Below are 19102 nucleotides of genomic sequence, written 5' to 3'. Positions count from 1 at the left end.
CGGACTTGTTTTCCGCTGCGCTCCAAACAAGCCGCAAATGCGGGCGTTATGTGCTTAAAAGGAAGCTCCTAGATGATTTCCAAGATAAGTATTCAAAATATCGCTAGCTACAAAGCCGCAACTATTTTGGCCACAGATAAAAAAGTGAATGTTGTTTACGGACTAAACGGTTCAGGTAAGAGCACACTTTCTAACTATTTGTATCAACCAGAAGCCCCCGAATATCATGATTGCTCTGTTGATATGGCTAACGATATATCGCTCTATGTTTACAATCAGAGGTTCATCGAAGAGAACTTTTACGAGGCCGACAATCTAAAAGGGATATTCAGTCTCTCCAAAGAAAATAAAGATATTGAGAAAGCTATCAATGAAGCTCAAGCTGAACTTAGTGCACAGGTTCTTGTGGAAGAGAAAGAGCAACAAGTTGCTAATGATGAAAGGGCTGAGCTCTCAGCTAAGCGATCAAATGCATGTGGCGTCACTTGGAAAATTAAGCAGGATTTTACAGGTGGAGACCGCGTTCTAGAAGGCTTTTTGGATGGCCTCAAGGGCAACAAAGAGACACTATATTCTCATTTGTCGGCCTTACCTAGGCCTACTGAGAAGCCGAATACGGATATATCTCAGTTAAAGGCTGGTGTTGAGGCTTTAAAGGGAGATACCGCTCAGCAGTATTCTACTCTGAATCTTTTGGAGTTTAATGAACACGAAGTCGAATTTGATCCTATCTTTGAGCAGGTGATAGTTGGTAATACCAACAGCTCTGTATCGGCGCTAATCGAAAAAATGAACAATTCAGATTGGGTACAAAAGGGGCTAGCTTACCTAGAGCCACCATCTGAAAATGAGGCTAGCACTTGTCCGTTTTGTCAAGAAAACACAATATCCCAGGAGCTCGCCCAGCAAATAGAAAACTATTTCGATGAGTCTTATAGCAATTCAATTGATCGAATTGAGAGCCTTCTATCCCGTTATTACACTGCACTCGAACAAATAGCTTCGCTTGAAACCTACAAGTCAAATCCATTTTCTATTGAAGAACTACCTGCACTGACAGAACAACATGGAAAATTAGTAAAAAAATTAGATAAGAATGTAAGACTAATAACAGCGAAGAAAAATTCACCAAGTATGAGTGTATCCCTTGAATGCACTCGCAACGAAGTTGCGAGCTTTAACGAGTTGCTAGAAGCAGTAAATGCAAAAATTTCAAGACACAACGAAAAACTTGAGAATATTGGCGCTGAACTAAACAAGTTAAAGCGAGAATTTTGGGGGTTGATGCGCTGGGATTACGACCAAACTATCTCGGCTTTAGATGCTCAGGTAAAAACGTCTAATCAGAAACTGGCTGAATCAAAGGAGCGAGAAAAAGTCGCTTCGGGCATTATCGAATCAAAGAAAAACGAAATTTCAATACTACAAAAATCCACCGTTAATATTGAAGAAGCAATAGACAACATAAATATTGGTCTGGTTCAGATCGGTATATCCGATTTTTCAATAGCAAAACACAATGACACACTTTACAAAATAGTACGCCTTGGAAATTCAAAGGCCGACTTTTCGTCTCTCAGCGAAGGTGAGAAGATGATCATCAGCTTTCTATACTTCTGCGAGTTATGTAAAGGTAAGCGAAACGCTTCAGAAGTCCCAGGAAAAAAAGTGGTGGCCATTGATGACCCAATATCGAGCCTGTCTCACATATTTGTTTTCAATATTGGCCGGCTAATTAAAAGCGAGTTCTTTGATTCAGTCGATTTTGAGCAAGTTTTTGTACTTACACATAGTTTGTACTTTTTCTACGAATTAGCAGACTCAAACCACAAAAAAAGAAAGGAAAACCAAAAACTATTTCGGTTGCTTAAGAATGATTCAGGTAGCCAGATGCTTAAAATGAGCTACGAAGAAGTCCAGAACGATTATCACTCATACTGGTCTGTAGTCACTGATTCAGCGCAGCCACCCGCTCTCATAGCTAACTGCATGCGAAATATCGTAGAGTATTTTTTCAACTTTGTTCAAAAGCAGGATTTGAGCAACGTAATTCAAATGCCAGAGTTACAGGAGAATAGGTATCAGGCATTTTGTAGGTACATCAATCGGGAGTCTCATTCGCTTGGGCAGAATATTTTCGATTACAAAGAGTTTGACTATGAGTCTTTTCGAGAAGGCTTAAAGCTCGTTTTCGAAGTAACCGGTTATATTGAGCATCATAACAAAATGACACAGGTACTAGGGCAATAGTTTGTCAGCACATAACAAACGCAGGCACAGCGACGGCTTTTCCGTTGCGGCTTCGCCTTCACTACAAAGCCGCACGTGCTGCGGGCGTTTGGAGATGAACTGTGCTTTATAGCTTTGAGTTCGCCAAGAGGCTCATCGAGGCAGCAAAAACGATGTCCCGTGACGGAGCCGAAAAGGATGAAGCTGGCCGAACTGTTCTGTATTTGAGCTGTTTGTCTTGTGAAATTAGCCTAAAAGCTCTTCTCAAACGCTCTGGCTACTCATCAAAAGAGTTGAAGAAGTTGTCCCACGACCTATCTCGGCTACTGGCTGAGGTCAGTTCATGCACTGTTGCCTCAACAGGCAAAAGGGCTTCTTGCATTAGGTCGAAAATGGTGGTGCCAGAGACCGCAAATGGCACAGTAGGGACATTACTTGCGTCAGAGCTGTCGGGCGGCTCTGTTTATCCGAACGAGATACGTTACGGAAATGCAGTGCGGCATTATCCTCCAGAGGCAATGCTGAACTGCGCCAAAACGGTGAGTGAGTGGTGCATTCAACATAACGGGAGCCTTGCTCGTGCGCAAATCTCCTAACAATTCGCAGCAGTTCGCGGCCTACGGCCGCCGGACGTCCCTGACGTGCCGCCGCTTTGCTATGCGTTAGGCATAAGGAAATTATGGAGCTCATTCAGCTAAATAAAAATGAGCTAAAAATGTTGCGTGATGGTCGATCAGATCTCAAGTATATGATCGATGAAGTGCCTCCAAATCATGTTTTAGAGCGCTCTCTTAATCATTATCGTGACTCGATACGTGAAGCTTGGTCTTTACCATACTTTATGAAGTCAAATGACCAGTTAATTGGCAGTTGTGGTTTCAAGAATCCACCGAACGACGGCCGAGTTGAAATCGGCTACAACGTAGCTTTTGGTCATCAAGGTAAAGGCATTGCAACTTTAGCAGTTAACAAACTTTGCCAAATTGCTTTTGAATCTGGTTTGGTCGAAGTTGTCTTTGCATCAATCTCTTCTGAGAACTTTGCGTCGATTAACGTTGTTCAAAAAAATGGATTTATTTATAAAAATATTGTTGTGGATAGTGATGCCGAGTCATTAGAGTACTGGGAATTAAATAATAAAATCAGTACTTTGGCAAATACCTAGCAAACTGTTTAAGAGTGTTTCGCAACGCATGGCATTTCTACTACGCGTTGAATTTGGTGATTAAGGTGGTATGCGGCGGCATGGGTATTGCGTTGCTCACACCTTAACAGGGCGTTATATCGACACTACTCAAAGTCCGCTCTGGGCCGAGGCCGGATTTGATAAATGACTATTTCGCTTACCATAGAGCTATCCAAGGACACCTAACTGATAACGGCCAACACCCGCTCAAACTCATCCCGCCACGCCTCAGCCTGAAGCGCCGGGTCGGCAGGAAATCGCCCCAATTCCGCTGCAAGGTCGAAAAAGCCCTGCGCTGGGAGCCCTTCCCCGCGGCGGCTGACGACCAGCGCGGCGATGAAGGCACGGTTCTGCTCGGCGTCTTCACGCATCAGGGTTTCCAGCGCCTGGGCGACGCGCTGGATGGTGCGCGGCGGCTGCAGGCCCAACGCCTCAGCGAGCTGTTGATAGGTGATCGGCAGCGCCTCGCGAGGGGCAGTCTCGAGAATGTGGCGGACGCGAGGCGGTAGTGCGGGATCGAGGGTCATCGGGCTCAGGCCGTCGGATCGAACAGTTTCACTTCGCGGATTTCGACGTGTTCCCAGACGAGACCCGTCATGTAGGGCTCGGTCTCGAGCCAGTTCTCCAGCTCTACCTGGTCGTCAAAGCAGAAGTGGGCGTTGGAGCCGATCATCCGGCCCTCGCCGTCGAGAATGGCGCCGCCGCTGAGAAACTTCCCTTCGCTTGCCAGCGCGCGGATCCCTTCCAGATGCGCCTCGCGCTGGTCGAGCCGGCGCTGGAGGGCGTCGTCATCGGTATAGTCGTAAGCCACCACGGCGTACTGTGTCATGCCAAGCTCCCGTCGTTCGTTCGCTACCGGATAGAGTCGGCATGATGCGACAACCGTTCGACGGGAACAAACCGACAGTCTGCATCCGCCGGCCCGGCGCGTCGGTTCTGCCGGCCGCTCGCGCTCGGGTATGCTGGGCGGCGTTGGGTTCGTGCTTTGGCAAAGCATCGAACAGGGTTCTTATCCGCGCGCCCTCTCCCTATGCCCCTGCCGCGCCCACTGCGAGGTCCCATGCGAAAGATTCTGCTCGTCGACAACGGCTCTCTGCGCCCTGCCGCAACGCGCAACCTGCGTCGGCTCGCCGAGGCCTTGAGCCAGGCCAGCGGCGAGACGATCGAGGCCGCCTCGCTGCTGCACTCGTTCAAGATTCCGCCGGAGCAACTGGACGGCCAGAAAGCCGTTTCGGTGGGACCGCTGGCGGAGCGCTACGCCGCCGCGGGCATGACCGAGCTGGTGATCCTGCCGTTCTTCTTCGGCCCGAGCCAGGCGCTGACCCGCTACCTGCCGGAGCGTCTGGCCGAGGTTCAGGCCAGCTACCCGCAGCTTTCGATCCAGGTCGCCCCGCCGCTGGTCGACACACGCCTGCCGCCGGACCTGCGCCTGGCAAAGCTACTGGCCCAGAACGTGCGCGAGCGCATCACCGGCCAGACGCGACCGAAGGTCGTGCTGGTGGACCACGGCAGCCCGATCCCCGAGGTGACGGCGGTGCGCAACTATCTCGCCGGGCAGTTGAGCGCGCTGCTCGCCGATGAGGCCGACTGCGTGACCTTCGCCTCGATGGAGCGCCGCGACGGCGAGGCATACCGCTTCAACGAACCGCTGCTCGAAGGCCTGCTGGCCTCCCCCGCGCTGGCTAAGAGCCACGTGATTCTCTCGATGCTGTTTCTCTCCCCGGGCCGCCACGCAGGTGTTGGCGGCGATATCGCCGAGATCTGCACCCAGGCGATGGCGAACAGCCCCGGGCTCACCGTCGAACCGACACGGCTGGTGGGCGAAAACGATGCCATCGTCGAGATTCTCGCCACGCGCTTGCAGCAAGCGCTCGCCGGCGGGCCACTGCTGATGGCGTGCCCTGCCGCGTCACCGCCCCCCTGAGCTCTCCCCGCCACAGCCCGCCGAACGCTGAATAATCGGCGTGTCGAGCGACGTCCTTAACACTCTTGAAGGTTCTATCATGATCGATCTACGCAGTGACACCGTGACCCGCCCCAGCGCCGAGATGCAGCGCGTGATGGGCGATGCCCCGCTGGGTGACGATGTCTGGGGCGACGACCCGAGCGTCATCCGCCTGCAGCAATACGTTGCTGAGCGCACCGGCAAGGCGGCGGCGCTGTTCTTCCCCACCGGCACGCAGAGCAATCTGGTGGCACTGATCAGCCACTGCCAGCGCGGCGATGAATACATCGTCGGCCAGCAGGCGCACACCTACCGCATGGAAGGCGGCGGCGCGGCGGTGCTCGGGGGTATCCAGCCCCAACCGATCGACAACGAGGCCGACGGCCGCCTGCCGCTCGAGAAGATCGAGGCGGCGGTCAAACCGATCGACCCGCACTTCGCCCGCACCCGGCTGCTGGCGCTGGAGAACACCTTCCACGGTGAGGTGCTGGACGCCGACTACGTGGCCGAGGCGACGGCGCTGGCCCGTCGCCACGGACTGGCGACACACCTCGACGGCGCGCGACTCGGCAATGCCGCAGCCGCCAGTGGCGCGAGCCTGGCCTCGCTCTGCGCGCCGTTCGATACGGTCTCGATCTGCTGTTCCAAGGGGTTGGGGGCGCCGGCGGGCACGGTACTGGTGGGGCCTGAGGCGTTCATCGACACCGCGCGACGCTGGCGCAAGGTGGTCGGCGGCGGCATGCGCCAGGTGGGGATGCTTGCCGCGGCGTGCGAGTACGCCCTCGAGCACCACCTCCCTACACTGACGCAGGACCACGCCAAGGCGGCGCGACTGGCCGAGGGGCTGGATGGGATCGACGGCATCACGGTGACGCGCCGGGCGACCAACATGGTGTTCGTGCGGTTCGCGCGTGAAGGTCTCGACCCGGCGCATCTTCACGCCTGGCTGCGCGAGCGGGAGATCCTGGTGGGGGCGCTCTACGCCCCCCGGTTCGTCACCCACCGCGATGTGTCCGAGGCGCAGATCGAGCAGGTGATCGAGGCGATGCGCGAGTACTTCGCCCGGGCGGCCTGAGCCGGCCGAGGTGTCAATCGAGCTGGGTGTTGGAACTGCGCGAGGGCTGCGTTGCGCCGCCGGTGGTGGTGGAGGTGGTCGAGCGCGACCGGGAGCGGATGGCATCGCCGGCGGGCGCACCGGGATCGCAGGCGCGTTTCGCCGTCGAGACGGTCGTGCCGCCATCGTCGCCGTGGCAGATGGTGCCGCCGCTGGAGCGCTCACGGTCGCGCTCTCGGTACTCGCGCTGCACCAGCCCCGGATTGACGTTGAGCTCCAGATGCCGCGGCACGTAGTCGGCGCGACCGTCGCCGTTATGATCCGGCAGATAGTGGCGCTTGCCGCTCTGCGGGTCGACCACGAACACGCGGTCGGCGAGCGCGGGGGTGGCAACCGAGGCCCCCGCCAGCGCTAGCACGAGCGCCGCCAGCACGGCGCGGCCGGCCGGCAGATACCGGGCCGCGACACGGGTGATGCCTCGGTTCGTCGCGTGGGTCATGGCGTGATCTCCTGTCGTTCGCTCTTTGACTCGCTCTGGTCTCAGCCTAGCGCATCCCCCTCTATCGGCCGTGATACCGCGAAACTTCCACGCTCTCTGCTCGATTCATCGGTCGTTGGCCAGCCACTCCCACAGGGCTGCCGCGGGTTCGCGCATCTGGCGATTGGCCGGTCGCACCAGCCAGAACGCCTCGTCGGTGCCCATGTCGAGGGCGAACGGCGCGACCAGATCGCGGCTGGCCTCCAGCAGTCGGCGGTGGGAGAGCGCCACGCCGCCGCCGTAACCGGCCATGGCGAGCGTGGTGACGTGGGTATCGCAGATCATCGCCCGGCAGCGGTTCTCCAGCCCGGCAACGCCGGCCTCGGCGAGCCAGCGCGGCCAGCCGGCGTCGAACCCGGCGGCGTGCAGCAGCGTCTGCCCGGCGAGATCCGCGGGGCGCTTGAGTGTCCTGGCCATCGCCGCACTGCAGACCGGCAACAGTCGCTCCTCGCCGAGACCGTGAGCGACCACGTCGTCCCACTCCCCGCGACCGTAGCGAACTTCCAGATCCGCCCCCTCGACGCCGAAATCATCCGCCCAGATGGCGCTGACCAGTCGCAGTGTGATGTCCGGGCGCACCTGTTGAAATCGCAGCAGTCTCGGGGCCAGCCAGGTCTGCTGCATCGCCGGGGTGGCGCGCAGGGTGATCGGGGCGTCGGGGCTGGGACCGAAAACTTCGGCGGTGCCCTCGGCGAGTCGCCGGAACGCCTCCTGCACGCTCGGCAGCCACGCCTGCCCCGCCGGCGTCAGTGCCAGGCTTCGTGGATAGCGGGCGAACAGTGGCTGCCCCACGCGATCTTCCAGCAGTCGAATGCGCTGACTGATCGCCGACTGGGTGACGCCGAGTTCGCGCCCCGCTTCGGTGAAGCTGAGCGTTCGCGCGGCGGATTCGAACGCCTGAAGCCACAGTACCGGTGGCAGGCTCATGATCGACACTCCTCATCGGATGGTGGCCAAGGCGGCGACGGCAGGCGCAGCGCGCGGACGCCGCTTCACCGTGAAGAAAAGTTAGACATTAGCTGAGCTTGGCCTTAGCGGCCAAATCGATCGTTTGTGAAGAAAATCAGGCAGGCGCATCCTGAACGGGTATTCAACCACTCGTCATCAGGATGGCACGGCCATCGCGGAGGAGTCTGCATGTCAGCGATCGACGCACCCGAAAAAGCCCCTGCCCACGATAACGGACCGTTCGGCGAACCCACGGACGATACCGCTGTGGAGATGGCGGAGTTGCGTCGTTACCGCCGCGGTGAGGCCACACCGGACAGCGATCTGATCGCCGCCGAGCCGCAGGGCCGGCGCCTCTCGCTGCGCTGGGCCAACGGCGATACCGGCGAGTTTCCGCTGATGTGGCTGCGCGATCACTGCGCTTGCGCCGCGTGCCGGCACCCGATGACCCGGGAGCGCCTCTACAAGCTGATGGACGATCCTCTCTGGGCGTCTCTGGATCGCGGCGACGCCGTGGCGCAGATCGACGTCGCCGCCGACCGCCTGACGCTCGTCTGGGCCGACGGCCATGTCTCGCGCTTCGATGCGGGCTGGCTGCACCAGCGCCGCCCGGGCCATGAACTCGAATCGCTGCTGCCGCCGGCGCGGCCCTGGTGCGAGGGCTTTCGCCCCGAGCACGTGGCGCATGCCGATTTCGCCGAGACCGATGCCGGGCGCACCCGCTGGGTCACGGCGGTGCTGCGCGACGGTCTGGCGCTGCTCGACGACGGCCCGCGGGAACTCGAGACCGTTTCGCGCATTGCCGAGCGGATCGGGCCGATGCGTTCGACCAACTTCGGCGGGCGCTTCGACGTGCAGTCCAAGCCCAATCCCAACAACGCCGCCTACACCGCCATCGGGCTGGAGCTGCATACCGACCTGCCCAACTGGCGCCAGCCGCCGGATATCCAGCTGCTCTACTGCCTGGAGAATGCGGCCCAGGGGGGAGAATCCAGCTTCACCGACGGCTTTGCGGCCGCCGAGGCACTGCGTCTACGGGCGCCGGAAGCGTTCCAGATTCTCGCCAGAACGCCGATCGACTTTCGCTTTCAGGACGAGGGCCACGACATTGCGGTTCGTGAGCCGATCATCGATCTCGATGCCGACGGTCGTCCGCGGGAGATTCGTTTCAACAACTGGATTCGTGACACGCTGAGCTTGCCCGCCGACGTCATCGAGGCGTGGTATGCGGCCTATCGCGAGTTCTGGCAGGAGCTTCGCGACCCGGCGCGCCGGGTCGAATTGACCCTGGCGCCGGGCCAGATGGTGGCGTTCGACAATCGCCGTGTCCTGCACGGTCGCAACGCCTTCGACCCCAACACCGGCAAGCGCCATCTCCAGGGTCTCTACCTCGACCGGGACATGCTGGAGTCTCACCTGCGGGTGCTCTCCCGCTAGGCGTCACCCGCCGACGCCACCGGACGACGACGTCACGTCGACAACAATTCACAACGGGAACGGGAAATCACAACAATGCCAATGTCATCGCAAGCACTTTCCACGACAGCGCACACACGGGCCGGCAGGCTGACACGCTCCCGCGCCGGGACCCTTCGTCTCGCCCTCGCACTGGGCGCCGGTCTCGGCGCCGGGCTTGTGTTCGCTTCGCCAGCCGTCGCGGCGGACGACGAGGTGGTCTTCGGCGTGCCGGCCTGGCCGGGGATCACCGTCAAGACCGAGATCGCCAGCCAGCTGCTCGAACCGCTGGGCTACACCGTCGAGACTCGCGAGATCGGCCTGCAGGTGATCTACCAGGGAATGACGACGGGCGACGTGGACCTCTTCCTCGGCGCCTGGCTGCCGGCGCAGAATCCCATGCTCGAACCGCTCGAGGCCGACGGCAGCATTCAGCGACTGGCGACCAACGTCACCGGGGCCCAGATGACGCTGGCAGTGCCGGACTACGTCTATGAAGACGGCGTCACCTCATTCGCCGATCTCGACGCCAACCGCGACGCCTTCGACGGCGAGATCTACGGCTTTGGCGCCGGCTCGGCGGCCAGCGAGATTCTCAACGAGGCGATCACCGCCGATACCTGGGGCCTGGGCGACTGGACGCTGGTGGATACCAGCACCGTGGGCATGCTGAGCGCCGCGAAGAGCGCGATCACGAACCAGGATCCCATCGTCTGGGTCGGCTGGACCCCGCACTGGATGAACCTCGAGCTGCCGATGCGCTATCTCGAGGATGACAAGAACCTCTTTGGTGAAGGCAATGGCGAAAGCGACGTCCGCACTCTGATCGCGAGCGACTACGCCGAGGCCAACCCCAATCTGGTCAGTCTGTTCGACCAGTTCAGTTTCTCCGCCGAGGAGCAGAGCTGGATGATTCAGCAGTACGGTCAGGAAAGTCGCGGATTCGAAGAGGTGGCGAGCGCCTGGATCGAATCGCATCCCGCGCGCATCGAAGCGATGCTGGAAGGCGTGACGACCCGCGACGGCGACCCCGCCTGGCCGGCGGTACGAGACGCCCTTTCGCTCTGACGGCAAGGACGATTGCCGGCGCCGTTGGCGTAGCAAAATTTCGTTACAAAATAAGCGGCATTTTTTTGAAACCGCTGGGAACTAACTTTTGCAGGGCAACTCTGAGTAAGTGTTCCCTTGAATGATCCCTTACTTGCCCACCATCCCCTGGTGGGCATTTTTTTGCCTGTCGTTTGGCGTTTCGGGCAGTTCGGGCACCCGCCCGGCCATCTCCGCGGCCATGAAATCGACGAAATGACGCACCCTGGCACTGTTACGCGCCCGCTCGCTGTAGAGCAGATGGAAGTCTGCCCGCACGCCCTGCCATTGCGGCAGCAGCCTGACCAGATCGCCATTGGCCAGATGATCGTGAACATCCCACCAGGAACGCAGCAGCACCCCGTGCCCGTCCAACGCCATTCGCGTCATCGCCTCGGCGTCGTTACTGGCCAGCCGGCCGTCGACGCGAACATGGCGCTGGACGGCGGGGTCGTCGGTCGCCTCGAACCGCCACAGCGAATAGTCGGTATCGTTTTCGCGCACGATCAGACAGCCATGATTCACCAGATCCTCCAGCCGCTCGAGCGGCGGCGCCGTCGCGAGGTAGGCCGGTGCCGCGCAGAGGACGCGGCGGTTGGGGAGCAGGCGTTTCGCGATCCACCGTGCATCCGGTGGCTCGCCGACGCGGATGTTGACGTCGAACCCCTGAGCGTCGAGCCCTACCGGAAAACTGGTCAGCTCCAGCAGCAGCTCCAGCTGGGGATGGAGGTCGGCAAAGCGGGAGATCAGCGGTGCGACGTGACGCCGACCGAAGCCGAACGTGGCGTTGATTCGCAATCGCCCCGAAAGCGCACGTCCCTGATCGCGCAACGCGTTCTCCAGGTCGCCCAGATCGTCGAGGATCAGCGCGCCCCGCTGCAGGTAGTGCTCACCTTCTGCGGTCAGCGCCAGCCGCCGCGTCGTCCGCGCCGCCAGGGAAACCCCCAGCCGCGTCTCCAGCTGCTGCAGCCGCTTGCTCACCGCCGACAGCGATAGCCCGAGCTCGCGGGCGGCGCCGGTGAGGCTGCCTGCCTGAGCGATACACTGAAAGAACGCCAGGTCATCCATCGCCGACATTGAACTCTCCACTCTGACGCAACAGTCGGTTCGATTTTACCCGGATTATCCTCGCCGGGTCAGGCACTACACTGAGACGACTGACCTCGGCGCAGGAGCCTGCGTATGTTCGATGGATTTCGCGACTTCGCTATCCGCGTTGACGACGACGTTGTCATTCATGGCGTCATCGGCGGTGAGGGCCCGGCACTGCTGCTGTTGCACGGGCATCCCCAGACTCATGTCATCTGGCACCGGCTCGCGCCGGCGTTGGCTCGGCACTACACGGTGATCGCGACCGATCTGCGCGGCTACGGCGATTCGAGCAAGCCGGTGGGTGACCCCGATCACGCCAACTACAGCAAACGCCGGATGGCGGCGGACCAGGTAGCCGTCATGCAGACGCTGGGGTTCGAGCACTTTTTCCTCTGCGGCCACGACCGGGGCGGTCGCGTCGCCCATCGCCTGGCACTGGATCATGCCGACCGCGTGGACAGACTTGTGGTGCTGGATATTGCGCCCACGCTGGCGATGTACGAGGCCACCGACCTCACCTTCGCCACCGCCTACTGGCACTGGTTCTTCCTGATCCAGCCGGCACCGCTACCGGAATCCTGGATCGAGGCGTCACCCGCCGACTACGTCACCCGCATCATGGGCAGCCGGCATGCCGGCCTGGGGCCATTCGATCCCCGAGCCATCGCCGAGTATCAGCGCTGTCTGGCGCTGCCCGGCGCGGCGCATGGGCTCTGCGAGGACTACCGCGCTTCGCGCACCATCGATCTCACCCACGATCGCGCCGACCGCGATGCCGGCCAACATCTTCAGGTCCCGCTGGCCGTGTGGTGGGGCGAGCACGGCACCATCGAGCGCTGTTTCGATGCGCTCGCCGCCTGGCGAGCGGTTTCCCGCGACAGCGTCGAGGGCCACTCTTTGCCCTGCGGCCACTATCTTCCCGAGGAAGCACCGGATGCGGTCTTCCAGCACTTGATCGACTTCATGAGGTAAGCCAACCATGGCCCACAACAAGACCCACAGAATCGCCGTCATCGCCGGCGACGGCATCGGCACCGAAGTGATTCCCGAAGGCCTGCGCGCGCTCGAGGCCACCGCCAGGCGCTTCGACATTCCGCTCGAATTCGAGACCTTCGAGTTCGGTAGCTGCGACTACTATCTCGAGCACGGCAAGATGCTGCCGGACGATTGGTTCGAGACGCTCTCCGGTTTCGATGCGATCTACTATGGCGCGGTGGGCTGGCCCGACAAGGTGCCGGATCATGTCTCGCTGTGGGGGTCGCTACTGCAGTTTCGGCGCCACTTTGACCAGTACGTCAATCTCCGCCCCTGCCGGCTGATGCCGGGCATCAAGAGCCCGCTGGCCGACCGGGAGCCCGGCGACATCGACTTCTACGTGGTGCGCGAGAATACCGAGGGAGAGTATTCGAGCATCGGCGGCAAGATCTTCGAGGGCACCGAGCGGGAAACCGTGATGCAGGAAACGGTGATGACCCGCACCGGGGTCGACCGCGTGCTGAAATATGCCTTCGATCTCGCCCAGACCCGGCCGCGCCGCAAGCTCACCTCGGCGACCAAGTCCAACGGCATCTCCATCACCATGCCGTACTGGGATGAGCGGGTGAAAGCGATGGCCGGGAGCTACCCGGACGTGAGCGTGGACCAGTTCCACATCGACATTCTGACCGCCAACTTCGTGCTCCATCCGGACTGGTTCGATGTCGTCGTCGCCAGCAATCTCTTCGGCGACATCCTCTCCGACCTGGGCCCGGCGTGCACCGGCACCATCGGCGTTGCGCCGTCGGCCAACATCAATCCCGAGGGCAAGTTCCCCAGCCTGTTCGAACCGGTCCACGGCAGCGCGCCGGATATCGCCGGCAAGGGCATCGCCAATCCCATCGGCCAGATCTGGTGCGGCGCGATGATGCTGGAGCACCTGGGTTACGACGACGCGGGCGCCGCAATGGTGACGGCAATCGAGTCGGTGCTGGCTTCCCGTGACAGCTCGGTGCTGACCCCGGATCTCAAGGGCCAGGGCACCACGGAAACGCTCGGCCGCGCCATCGTCGAGGCGCTCGAGGCGTCGAGCCGCTGAACGCGATCACCCGCACCGCCAGCACACTACCCGGGTAATGCCCTAACGCCAGACGGCGGCGGCTTGCGCCGTCGCCGTCTGCGGGGTCATCGAGGGACGCGCCTGCCGGTCAAGCCGACGTCAGCGCCGGCGCGGAACGTACCTCGCTGCGCGTCGCGGCGAACTGCTCACGCAAGGTATCCGAGATCCGCTGATAGAAGCTTTGCAGTGAAGGCTTGAGGCTCTCGCGCGCCTGGCGCTGATCGATGTAATAGGCCGCCCGCACGCCGTTGAACGACTGCAGTTCCCCCACCCGTTCAAAGCGCAAACCGAAACGACTGAGCAGTCGGGCCAGCCGCGGTTCCATCAGGGCGAAGGCGTGGCGGCGCTCGATGAGCTCGATCATGACCGTGGAGGCGAAGTAGACCGCGCCGCCGAGTAGCGAGGCGACCCGTGCCGCCTCGCGCTCGGCCGTGCTGTCCGCTTCGGCGCAGTCACTGCCGGAACGCTTGCGATACTTGCCAAGAATGGCGGCGCGGGAGACTTCGCAGATCGTCTCGCGAGGGAGCTTGTCGGGTACGAGCTCCGGATGAGAAAAAAAACCGTCGGCGAGATTTTCGACCGGCAGCGCACCAAGGCCAGGCTCAGCGCTGCCGGGAGAGACGATGCGGATGCAGGCGACCGCCTCGCCTGAGTCCCGATGGCGAATGAAACAGTGCAACGCCGAGGTGTCGAAATCATCGAACTCCAGCGCCTGCTCGGGCGCGCCCGGCATCCGATGGCCGAATTCTCCGGTATAGACACGATAACGGAGCGCATAGACCTCGTTCTTCTGGGCTGGCGTCAGCGCCAGCGCAAACTCGAAGTGGTCCCAGAACCTCTCTTGTATTGGCATTCTTGTTCCCTGGGTCGTTCTGTCGTTTGTTGTTGATTTTTCCTGATCCGCGTCAGCGCACGGGACCGGTCGACTCCCTCGATGCATCGATGGGGGCAGGCCGCCCGATCCAGTAGCCCTGCGCGTAGTTCACACCATAGGTTCGCAGCATATCGACGATCTCTGCACGATCGACGAACTCTGCCACCGTCGACTTGCCGAGACCGCGGGCGATTTCGACGATCGCCTTGACGATCATCTGGCTGCGGCGGTTCTCGGGCAAGTCCTGAATGAACGAGCCGTCGATCTTGATGTAGTCCGCCGGTAGCTGGTCGAGATAGTAGAAACTGCTGAATCCGACCCCGAAGTCGTCGAGCGCCACGCGGCAGCCGAGACTGCGCAGCCCCTGCAGAATATAGCGCGCCGTTGAAAAATCCGTGACAGCGGCGGTCTCGGTGATTTCCAGGATCAGACGGCGCGCGTCGATACCATGAGCATCGAGCTCGTTGCGGAGAAATTCGGTGAGTTTCTCGTCGCGAAGCGACTGGCCGGAGAGGTTGACGGCGAAGCGGCTATCGTCACCGACGCGACGCATGTGCAGCAGCGTCTGTCTCAGTACCCAGCGGTCCAGCGCGACGATCTGACCGCTGCTTTCGGCGATGGAGATGAACCAGCCGGGCGAGGCGATCTCGCCGGTGACCGGATCGGGCAGGCGCAGCAGCACTTCATGGTGCGTCACGACCTGATCGGCAAGGCGCATGATGGGCTGCTGCCAGAGCTGAAAGCCGTCCTCGGCAAGCGCCTTGCGAATCTTTTCCTCCCAGACCATGCGCTCCTGCAGTGCATGGCGATCGACGCGAGACGTGAGCAGATGCCAGCGCTGCTCGGCGTTGGCCTTGGCCCGATACATCGCGAAGTCAGCGCTCGCCATCAGCTCCTTGGGTGTGCCGCCGTGGTCGGGATACAGCGCGATGCCGATACTCGCCGCCGCCCGATAGCGCTGCCCCTCGACCTCGAGGGTGACCTCGGTGAGCGCGGCGACGATCTTCTGGGCCAGGATGACCGCCTGATCGGCCTCCGCCCGCTCCATGAGTACGGCAAACTCATCGCCCCCCAACCGCGCCACGGTCCCCATCTGGCCAAGCTGACGGCGAAACACCTCGGCGACTCGCATCAGGAGCTGGTCGCCCATGGAATGGCCGCCGAGTTCGTTGACTTCGCGGAACCGGTCGAGGTCGAGATAGAGCATCGCGCCCTGCGCTCCGGAGACCACCGCTCCCGCCAGCGTTTCTTCAAAGTAGCGACGGTTGTAGAGCTCGGTCAGCGGGTCGCGATGGGCGAGCCAGGCCAGACGCATCTCTGCCGTCTTGCGCTCGGTAATGTCGATACCGACCGAGACCACCGCGGGCACCTCATCCGACCATGCCTTGAGCCTGGAGTGATACCAGGCAATGGCACGGCGCTGACCGTCGCCGGTGATCAGATCGCTCTCCCGCTGGCCATCACAACTGACCACCTCCAACACCGACGCCTCACGTTCCAGAAAGTATTGCCGGAACGATTCACCGTCGAGTGACTCGACGCCGATCATGCGCAGGGCGTGGCGGTTAGCGAGTAGCACCCGATCCTCGGCGTCGTGAACGACCACCAACGCCTCGGCGGAATCCATCAGTGCGCTGACGAGATCGCGTTCACGCTCGAGTTCGCTGACCTGTCGCTCAAGCACCTTCCCACGAGCGGTGACTTCCTGCTCCAGGGCCTCGAGCTGATAGGAGAGCTCGACGGTGGTGTCGGCGAGCACGTCGATTTCGTCACGCGCCGGCTGACGCGAGCTGCGAGCAATCCGGTCACGAAAGCGCTCAAAGTCACCGCTGGCAAGCCCGGGGAGGTAGCGGCTCAACAGTCGGATGCGCCGCACCGGGCGCCAGAGGATAGACAGCAGCAGGGTTTCTGCCACGAGCCAGCCAACCAGGCTCGCCAGCAGTACCATTCGAATCGTGCGCTTGATGGCGCCAAGTTGCCGCGTGACGTCTTCAAGCGAGACGAAAAAACCCTGGCGGTTGAGGTTGGCGCGCTGATTGCCCTCGAGCGGCATGGCGATAGCTTCGAAATCGCGCTCGTCGCGCTCGATTCGTGCCGGTGAGCCAACCAGCGCCTCGAGTGAACGGCGTTCGGCGAGTTCGGCAAGAAGCGGCAGCACATCCCCCTGATGGGTCAGGGCCAGTGCCTGCGCGTTCCACGCGGGAATCGTCCGGTTGGCAGGCATGACATTGAGCGCCTCTCCGCGGCGTGATGCGCCCTGGGGAGCGTTCTGCGCCCGCGTGTCGCGAGTCAACAACGCAATATCATTGCCGGAGCTTCGCTGGAAGTAGTCCAGTACGTCGACCAGAGAACGTGAGGCCACGAGCACCCCGGCGCTGCCACCGGCGACCAGAATCGGTACCGCGACGTACTGCCGACAGCTCGTTAGGCAGACCGTGCGCGCGTCCGGGCGCTCGCTGTCGATGATGTTGGCGACCCACTGCTGCCAGCCGGCGTTGGCAGACTCGATCTGCTCGCTGCCGTAGCGGGCCAGGCGCTCGCCGTCGACATCGAAAATCTGCATCTCTTCGATGCCGGCATTGAGCTGCAGCGTGGGCCACTGGGTTTGCAGGGCCTGCGCGACCGTCTCCGGGTCGCCATCGCCAAGCGCCTCCTCGAGACTCTCCGACGCAGCAATGATGGCGGCGAGCTGACTGAGCTCCTTGGCCGAACTCTCCAGCGCACTGGCCAACAGCTGACGCTGGTTTTCCTGCCCGGCGCGCTGGCGGGCGTCGAACTGACTCGTCAGATTGGCGTAGCTGATCCAGGCGATGGAAGCCGCCAGCGCCACCAGCACCAGACTGGTGAGCACGAAGGCGCGCCATTTCAGGCTGAGCCGATAGGGCTGCTCGCGACCGATCATGAATCAGAAACTGTAAGCGGTTTGGAAGAGCACCAGGTTCCAGTATCGATCAGTCTCCTCGTCGTCCGGGTTGTCCTGGCGTGGCAGCCAGGCGGTGCCATCGATGTAGTGCCACTCGGCCTGAGCGCTCCAGCGAGGGGTGATACGCCACTGAACCCCCGTTGTGAGGTCTCTCGCAAAACGGGTATGGCTGGGTCCCAGCCCCGTCGCCGCGAAGCGCCTACCGTCTCGATCGTCACGCTCGCTGACCGTGTAGTCGTAGCGCAGCAGCCATTGCCAACGCGGGGTAATACGATACTGGTACTGGACATAGAGGCTCTCGCCGTCGGTCGATCGGTTGGCGCGCGAATACTCAAAGCCGCTGAGCTTGCGTGTCTGAAATTCGTACTCCGACGTCAGACTCCAGTGTTCGGCGTTGTACTCGAACGACGCGATGACGGGCTGGAAAAGGAAGTCGCCCCGCGCCGACGGCGTCAATCGGGAGCGGTAATCGGCGCGAACCCGGGCCATACTCAGCGCGACATTGATTCGCCCACCATCATGAGCATAGAGCAGTTGGCCAATGGTTGAGAGCTTGGCCTCCAGATCGGGGCGGCTGGCCGAGAGAGAGATCTCCGCATCTTCATTGATCTGCGGCACGCCGATGCCGCCCTGCCAATACAGCGTACCGTTGGACAGGCGGCGCTCGCCGTAGAGGCTGACGCCGTCCGACGCCAACCCCAGCGAGCGACTCCGGTCGTAATAAATTGACTGCGGCAGCAGCACGCTGGGGCGTGTCGTCGGCACGTCGCGGGTCTGGTTGTAGAATCCGAAGGGGTTCTTGAAACGACCGACCTGCAAGCCCAGCACCAGGTCGTCGCGGGTCAATGCCTGATAGTCAACGACGCCATAATCCAGAGTGGGCTTCCAGGCATCGCCGTAGTCTCCCGCGACCCGACTGAGCACCTGACCCGCGACGAGAAAGCGATCGCCGAGCCGCCTTGAGACGTTGAGGCCGAGTTCGGTGTACTCGAGGCTGCCGAGTCCTTCATCGCTCGGGCCGAAGAACGCATTGTGGTCGGTGACGACCAGCGCCTGGCTCATGAAGCCGTGAACCTGCAGCGTGTCCCGGCCTTCATCACTCTGGGCACGGGCGAGGTCGGCGTAGCTCGCGCCCGCGGCGGCGCACGTCAGCGCCACCGCCGTCGCGACGATTCGAAGTTGGCTAGTCAACGGCAAGCACCTGAAGTCGTTCGGTGACATGGGATCGCAGGGCGTAACCAATGCCCCCCGGCGTCGAGGCGACGGCATTGATCAGCGCGGCTTCGCTCGCAACTTGATTGGGCGCCTGCCCGGTACCGGAAAAAACAGCGCGCTCCCAGGCCAATCTCAGCTGGTGAGGATAGACACCGAGAACCCTTTTGGAGAACGCCTCGTGGAGAGGCGTGGCATCGCCGAGCACGAAGACGTGTAGCGGCTGTCCGCTCGATAGTGTGCGCTGACGCATGGCAAAGATGGCACGGAGCGTCTCCAGAGAGATCGAGCTCTGGTCGATGCCAGGGTTGGCGATGACCACCAGCTGCCGCCCGTCGTCGGCTCGACAGGCGGTTACGATCGACAGCGACAGGCTCAGCAGCAGTGTAAAAGTCAGCGTTCTCAGCATGTTCCGCGACCCTGTCGCGGTGACGCATAGCGTGTCGGCATCGAATGAACCAGCGC

17 protein-coding genes are annotated in these 19102 nt (G+C 61.1%); 8 read left to right on the top strand and 9 right to left on the bottom strand.

Annotated features, from left to right (window positions below):
• Positions 1 to 72: 72 nt before the first annotated feature.
• Together DOM41_RS06765 and DOM41_RS06760 are read left to right on the top strand one after the other, a co-directional pair.
• The gene (locus DOM41_RS06765) at positions 73 to 2250 is read left to right on the top strand and encodes an AAA family ATPase (protein WP_110686070.1); all 2178 of its coding nucleotides are present in this window, start codon (positions 73 to 75) and stop codon (positions 2248 to 2250) included.
• Positions 2251 to 2908: 658 nt separating this feature from the next.
• The gene (locus DOM41_RS06760) at positions 2909 to 3394 is read left to right on the top strand and encodes a GNAT family N-acetyltransferase (protein ID WP_110686069.1); all 486 of its coding nucleotides are present in this window, start codon (positions 2909 to 2911) and stop codon (positions 3392 to 3394) included.
• Positions 3395 to 3597: 203 nt separating this feature from the next.
• On the opposite strand, the gene DOM41_RS06750 is transcribed toward DOM41_RS06760, so the two are convergent.
• On the bottom strand, positions 3598 to 3942 hold the full coding sequence (locus DOM41_RS06750; RefSeq protein WP_110686067.1) for a hypothetical protein: 345 nt from the start codon (positions 3940 to 3942) through the stop codon (positions 3598 to 3600).
• 5 nt (positions 3943 to 3947) lie between these two features.
• Positions 3948 to 4244 carry a YciI family protein gene (locus tag DOM41_RS06745; protein WP_110686066.1) on the bottom strand — a complete coding sequence of 99 codons (297 nt, stop codon included), beginning with the start codon at positions 4242 to 4244 and terminating at the stop codon, positions 3948 to 3950.
• Positions 4245 to 4475: 231 nt separating this feature from the next.
• On the opposite strand from DOM41_RS06745, the gene DOM41_RS06740 reads away from it, so the two are divergent.
• Positions 4476 to 5339: a sirohydrochlorin chelatase gene (locus DOM41_RS06740; RefSeq protein WP_110686065.1), complete on the top strand. Its 864-nt coding sequence runs from the start codon at positions 4476 to 4478 to the stop codon at positions 5337 to 5339.
• Between the two features lie 79 nt (positions 5340 to 5418).
• Positions 5419 to 6435 (top strand): low-specificity L-threonine aldolase, encoded by a 1017-nt coding sequence (gene ltaE / locus DOM41_RS06735; RefSeq protein ID WP_110686064.1) that lies wholly within the window; start codon positions 5419 to 5421, stop codon positions 6433 to 6435.
• Positions 6436 to 6448: 13 nt separating this feature from the next.
• Here ltaE and DOM41_RS06730 read toward each other — a convergent pair whose 3' ends face one another.
• Positions 6449 to 6913, bottom strand: a complete 465-nt coding sequence (locus DOM41_RS06730; RefSeq protein ID WP_110686063.1) for a hypothetical protein — start codon at positions 6911 to 6913, stop codon at positions 6449 to 6451.
• A 105-nt stretch (positions 6914 to 7018) separates the two neighbouring features.
• On the bottom strand, positions 7019 to 7882 hold the full coding sequence (locus tag DOM41_RS06725) for a LysR substrate-binding domain-containing protein (protein ID WP_110686641.1): 864 nt from the start codon (positions 7880 to 7882) through the stop codon (positions 7019 to 7021).
• Between the two features lie 207 nt (positions 7883 to 8089).
• Between DOM41_RS06725 and DOM41_RS06720 the strand changes: the two genes are divergently transcribed.
• Together DOM41_RS06720 and DOM41_RS06715 are read left to right on the top strand one after the other, a co-directional pair.
• Positions 8090 to 9337: a TauD/TfdA family dioxygenase gene (locus tag DOM41_RS06720; protein ID WP_245391765.1), complete on the top strand. Its 1248-nt coding sequence runs from the start codon at positions 8090 to 8092 to the stop codon at positions 9335 to 9337.
• 75 nt (positions 9338 to 9412) lie between these two features.
• Complete coding sequence (locus DOM41_RS06715; protein WP_245391764.1) at positions 9413 to 10423, top strand: ABC transporter substrate-binding protein; 1011 nt, start codon at positions 9413 to 9415, stop codon at positions 10421 to 10423.
• A gap of 129 nt (positions 10424 to 10552) precedes the next feature.
• On the opposite strand, the gene DOM41_RS06710 is transcribed toward DOM41_RS06715, so the two are convergent.
• Complete coding sequence (locus DOM41_RS06710) at positions 10553 to 11518, bottom strand: LysR family transcriptional regulator (RefSeq protein WP_110686061.1); 966 nt, start codon at positions 11516 to 11518, stop codon at positions 10553 to 10555.
• Between the two features lie 105 nt (positions 11519 to 11623).
• Here DOM41_RS06710 and DOM41_RS06705 point away from each other — a divergent pair, with 105 nt between their 5' ends.
• Positions 11624 to 12505: an alpha/beta fold hydrolase gene (locus tag DOM41_RS06705; protein WP_110686060.1), complete on the top strand. Its 882-nt coding sequence runs from the start codon at positions 11624 to 11626 to the stop codon at positions 12503 to 12505.
• 7 nt (positions 12506 to 12512) lie between these two features.
• Complete coding sequence (locus DOM41_RS06700) at positions 12513 to 13607, top strand: tartrate dehydrogenase (RefSeq protein ID WP_110686059.1); 1095 nt, start codon at positions 12513 to 12515, stop codon at positions 13605 to 13607.
• A 109-nt stretch (positions 13608 to 13716) separates the two neighbouring features.
• Here the strand turns inward: DOM41_RS06700 and DOM41_RS06695 are convergent, their stop codons facing one another.
• Genes DOM41_RS06695 through DOM41_RS06680 form a run of 4 tightly spaced genes read right to left on the bottom strand, consistent with a single transcriptional unit; the run spans position 13717 to position 19046 of the window.
• Positions 13717 to 14481 (bottom strand): PEP-CTERM/exosortase system-associated acyltransferase, encoded by a 765-nt coding sequence (locus tag DOM41_RS06695; RefSeq protein ID WP_157956874.1) that lies wholly within the window; start codon positions 14479 to 14481, stop codon positions 13717 to 13719.
• A 52-nt stretch (positions 14482 to 14533) separates the two neighbouring features.
• Positions 14534 to 17404 (bottom strand): bifunctional diguanylate cyclase/phosphodiesterase, encoded by a 2871-nt coding sequence (locus DOM41_RS06690; RefSeq protein ID WP_110686057.1) that lies wholly within the window; start codon positions 17402 to 17404, stop codon positions 14534 to 14536.
• A 3-nt stretch (positions 17405 to 17407) separates the two neighbouring features.
• On the bottom strand, positions 17408 to 18616 hold the full coding sequence (locus DOM41_RS06685) for an OprO/OprP family phosphate-selective porin (RefSeq protein ID WP_245391763.1): 1209 nt from the start codon (positions 18614 to 18616) through the stop codon (positions 17408 to 17410).
• A complete protein-coding gene (locus tag DOM41_RS06680) occupies positions 18609 to 19046 on the bottom strand; it encodes a type 2 periplasmic-binding domain-containing protein (protein ID WP_110686056.1) in 438 nt (145 codons plus the stop codon). The genes DOM41_RS06685 and DOM41_RS06680 overlap by 8 nt, the downstream gene beginning before the upstream one ends.
• Positions 19047 to 19102: the final 56 nt, after the last annotated feature.

It is taken from the genome of Salinicola aestuarinus (genome assembly GCF_003206645.1).
GTDB lineage: Bacteria > Pseudomonadota > Gammaproteobacteria > Pseudomonadales > Halomonadaceae > Salinicola > Salinicola aestuarinus.
Note: the sequence above shows the minus strand (reverse complement) of the source record. Positions and strands in the feature narration are given on the sequence as shown.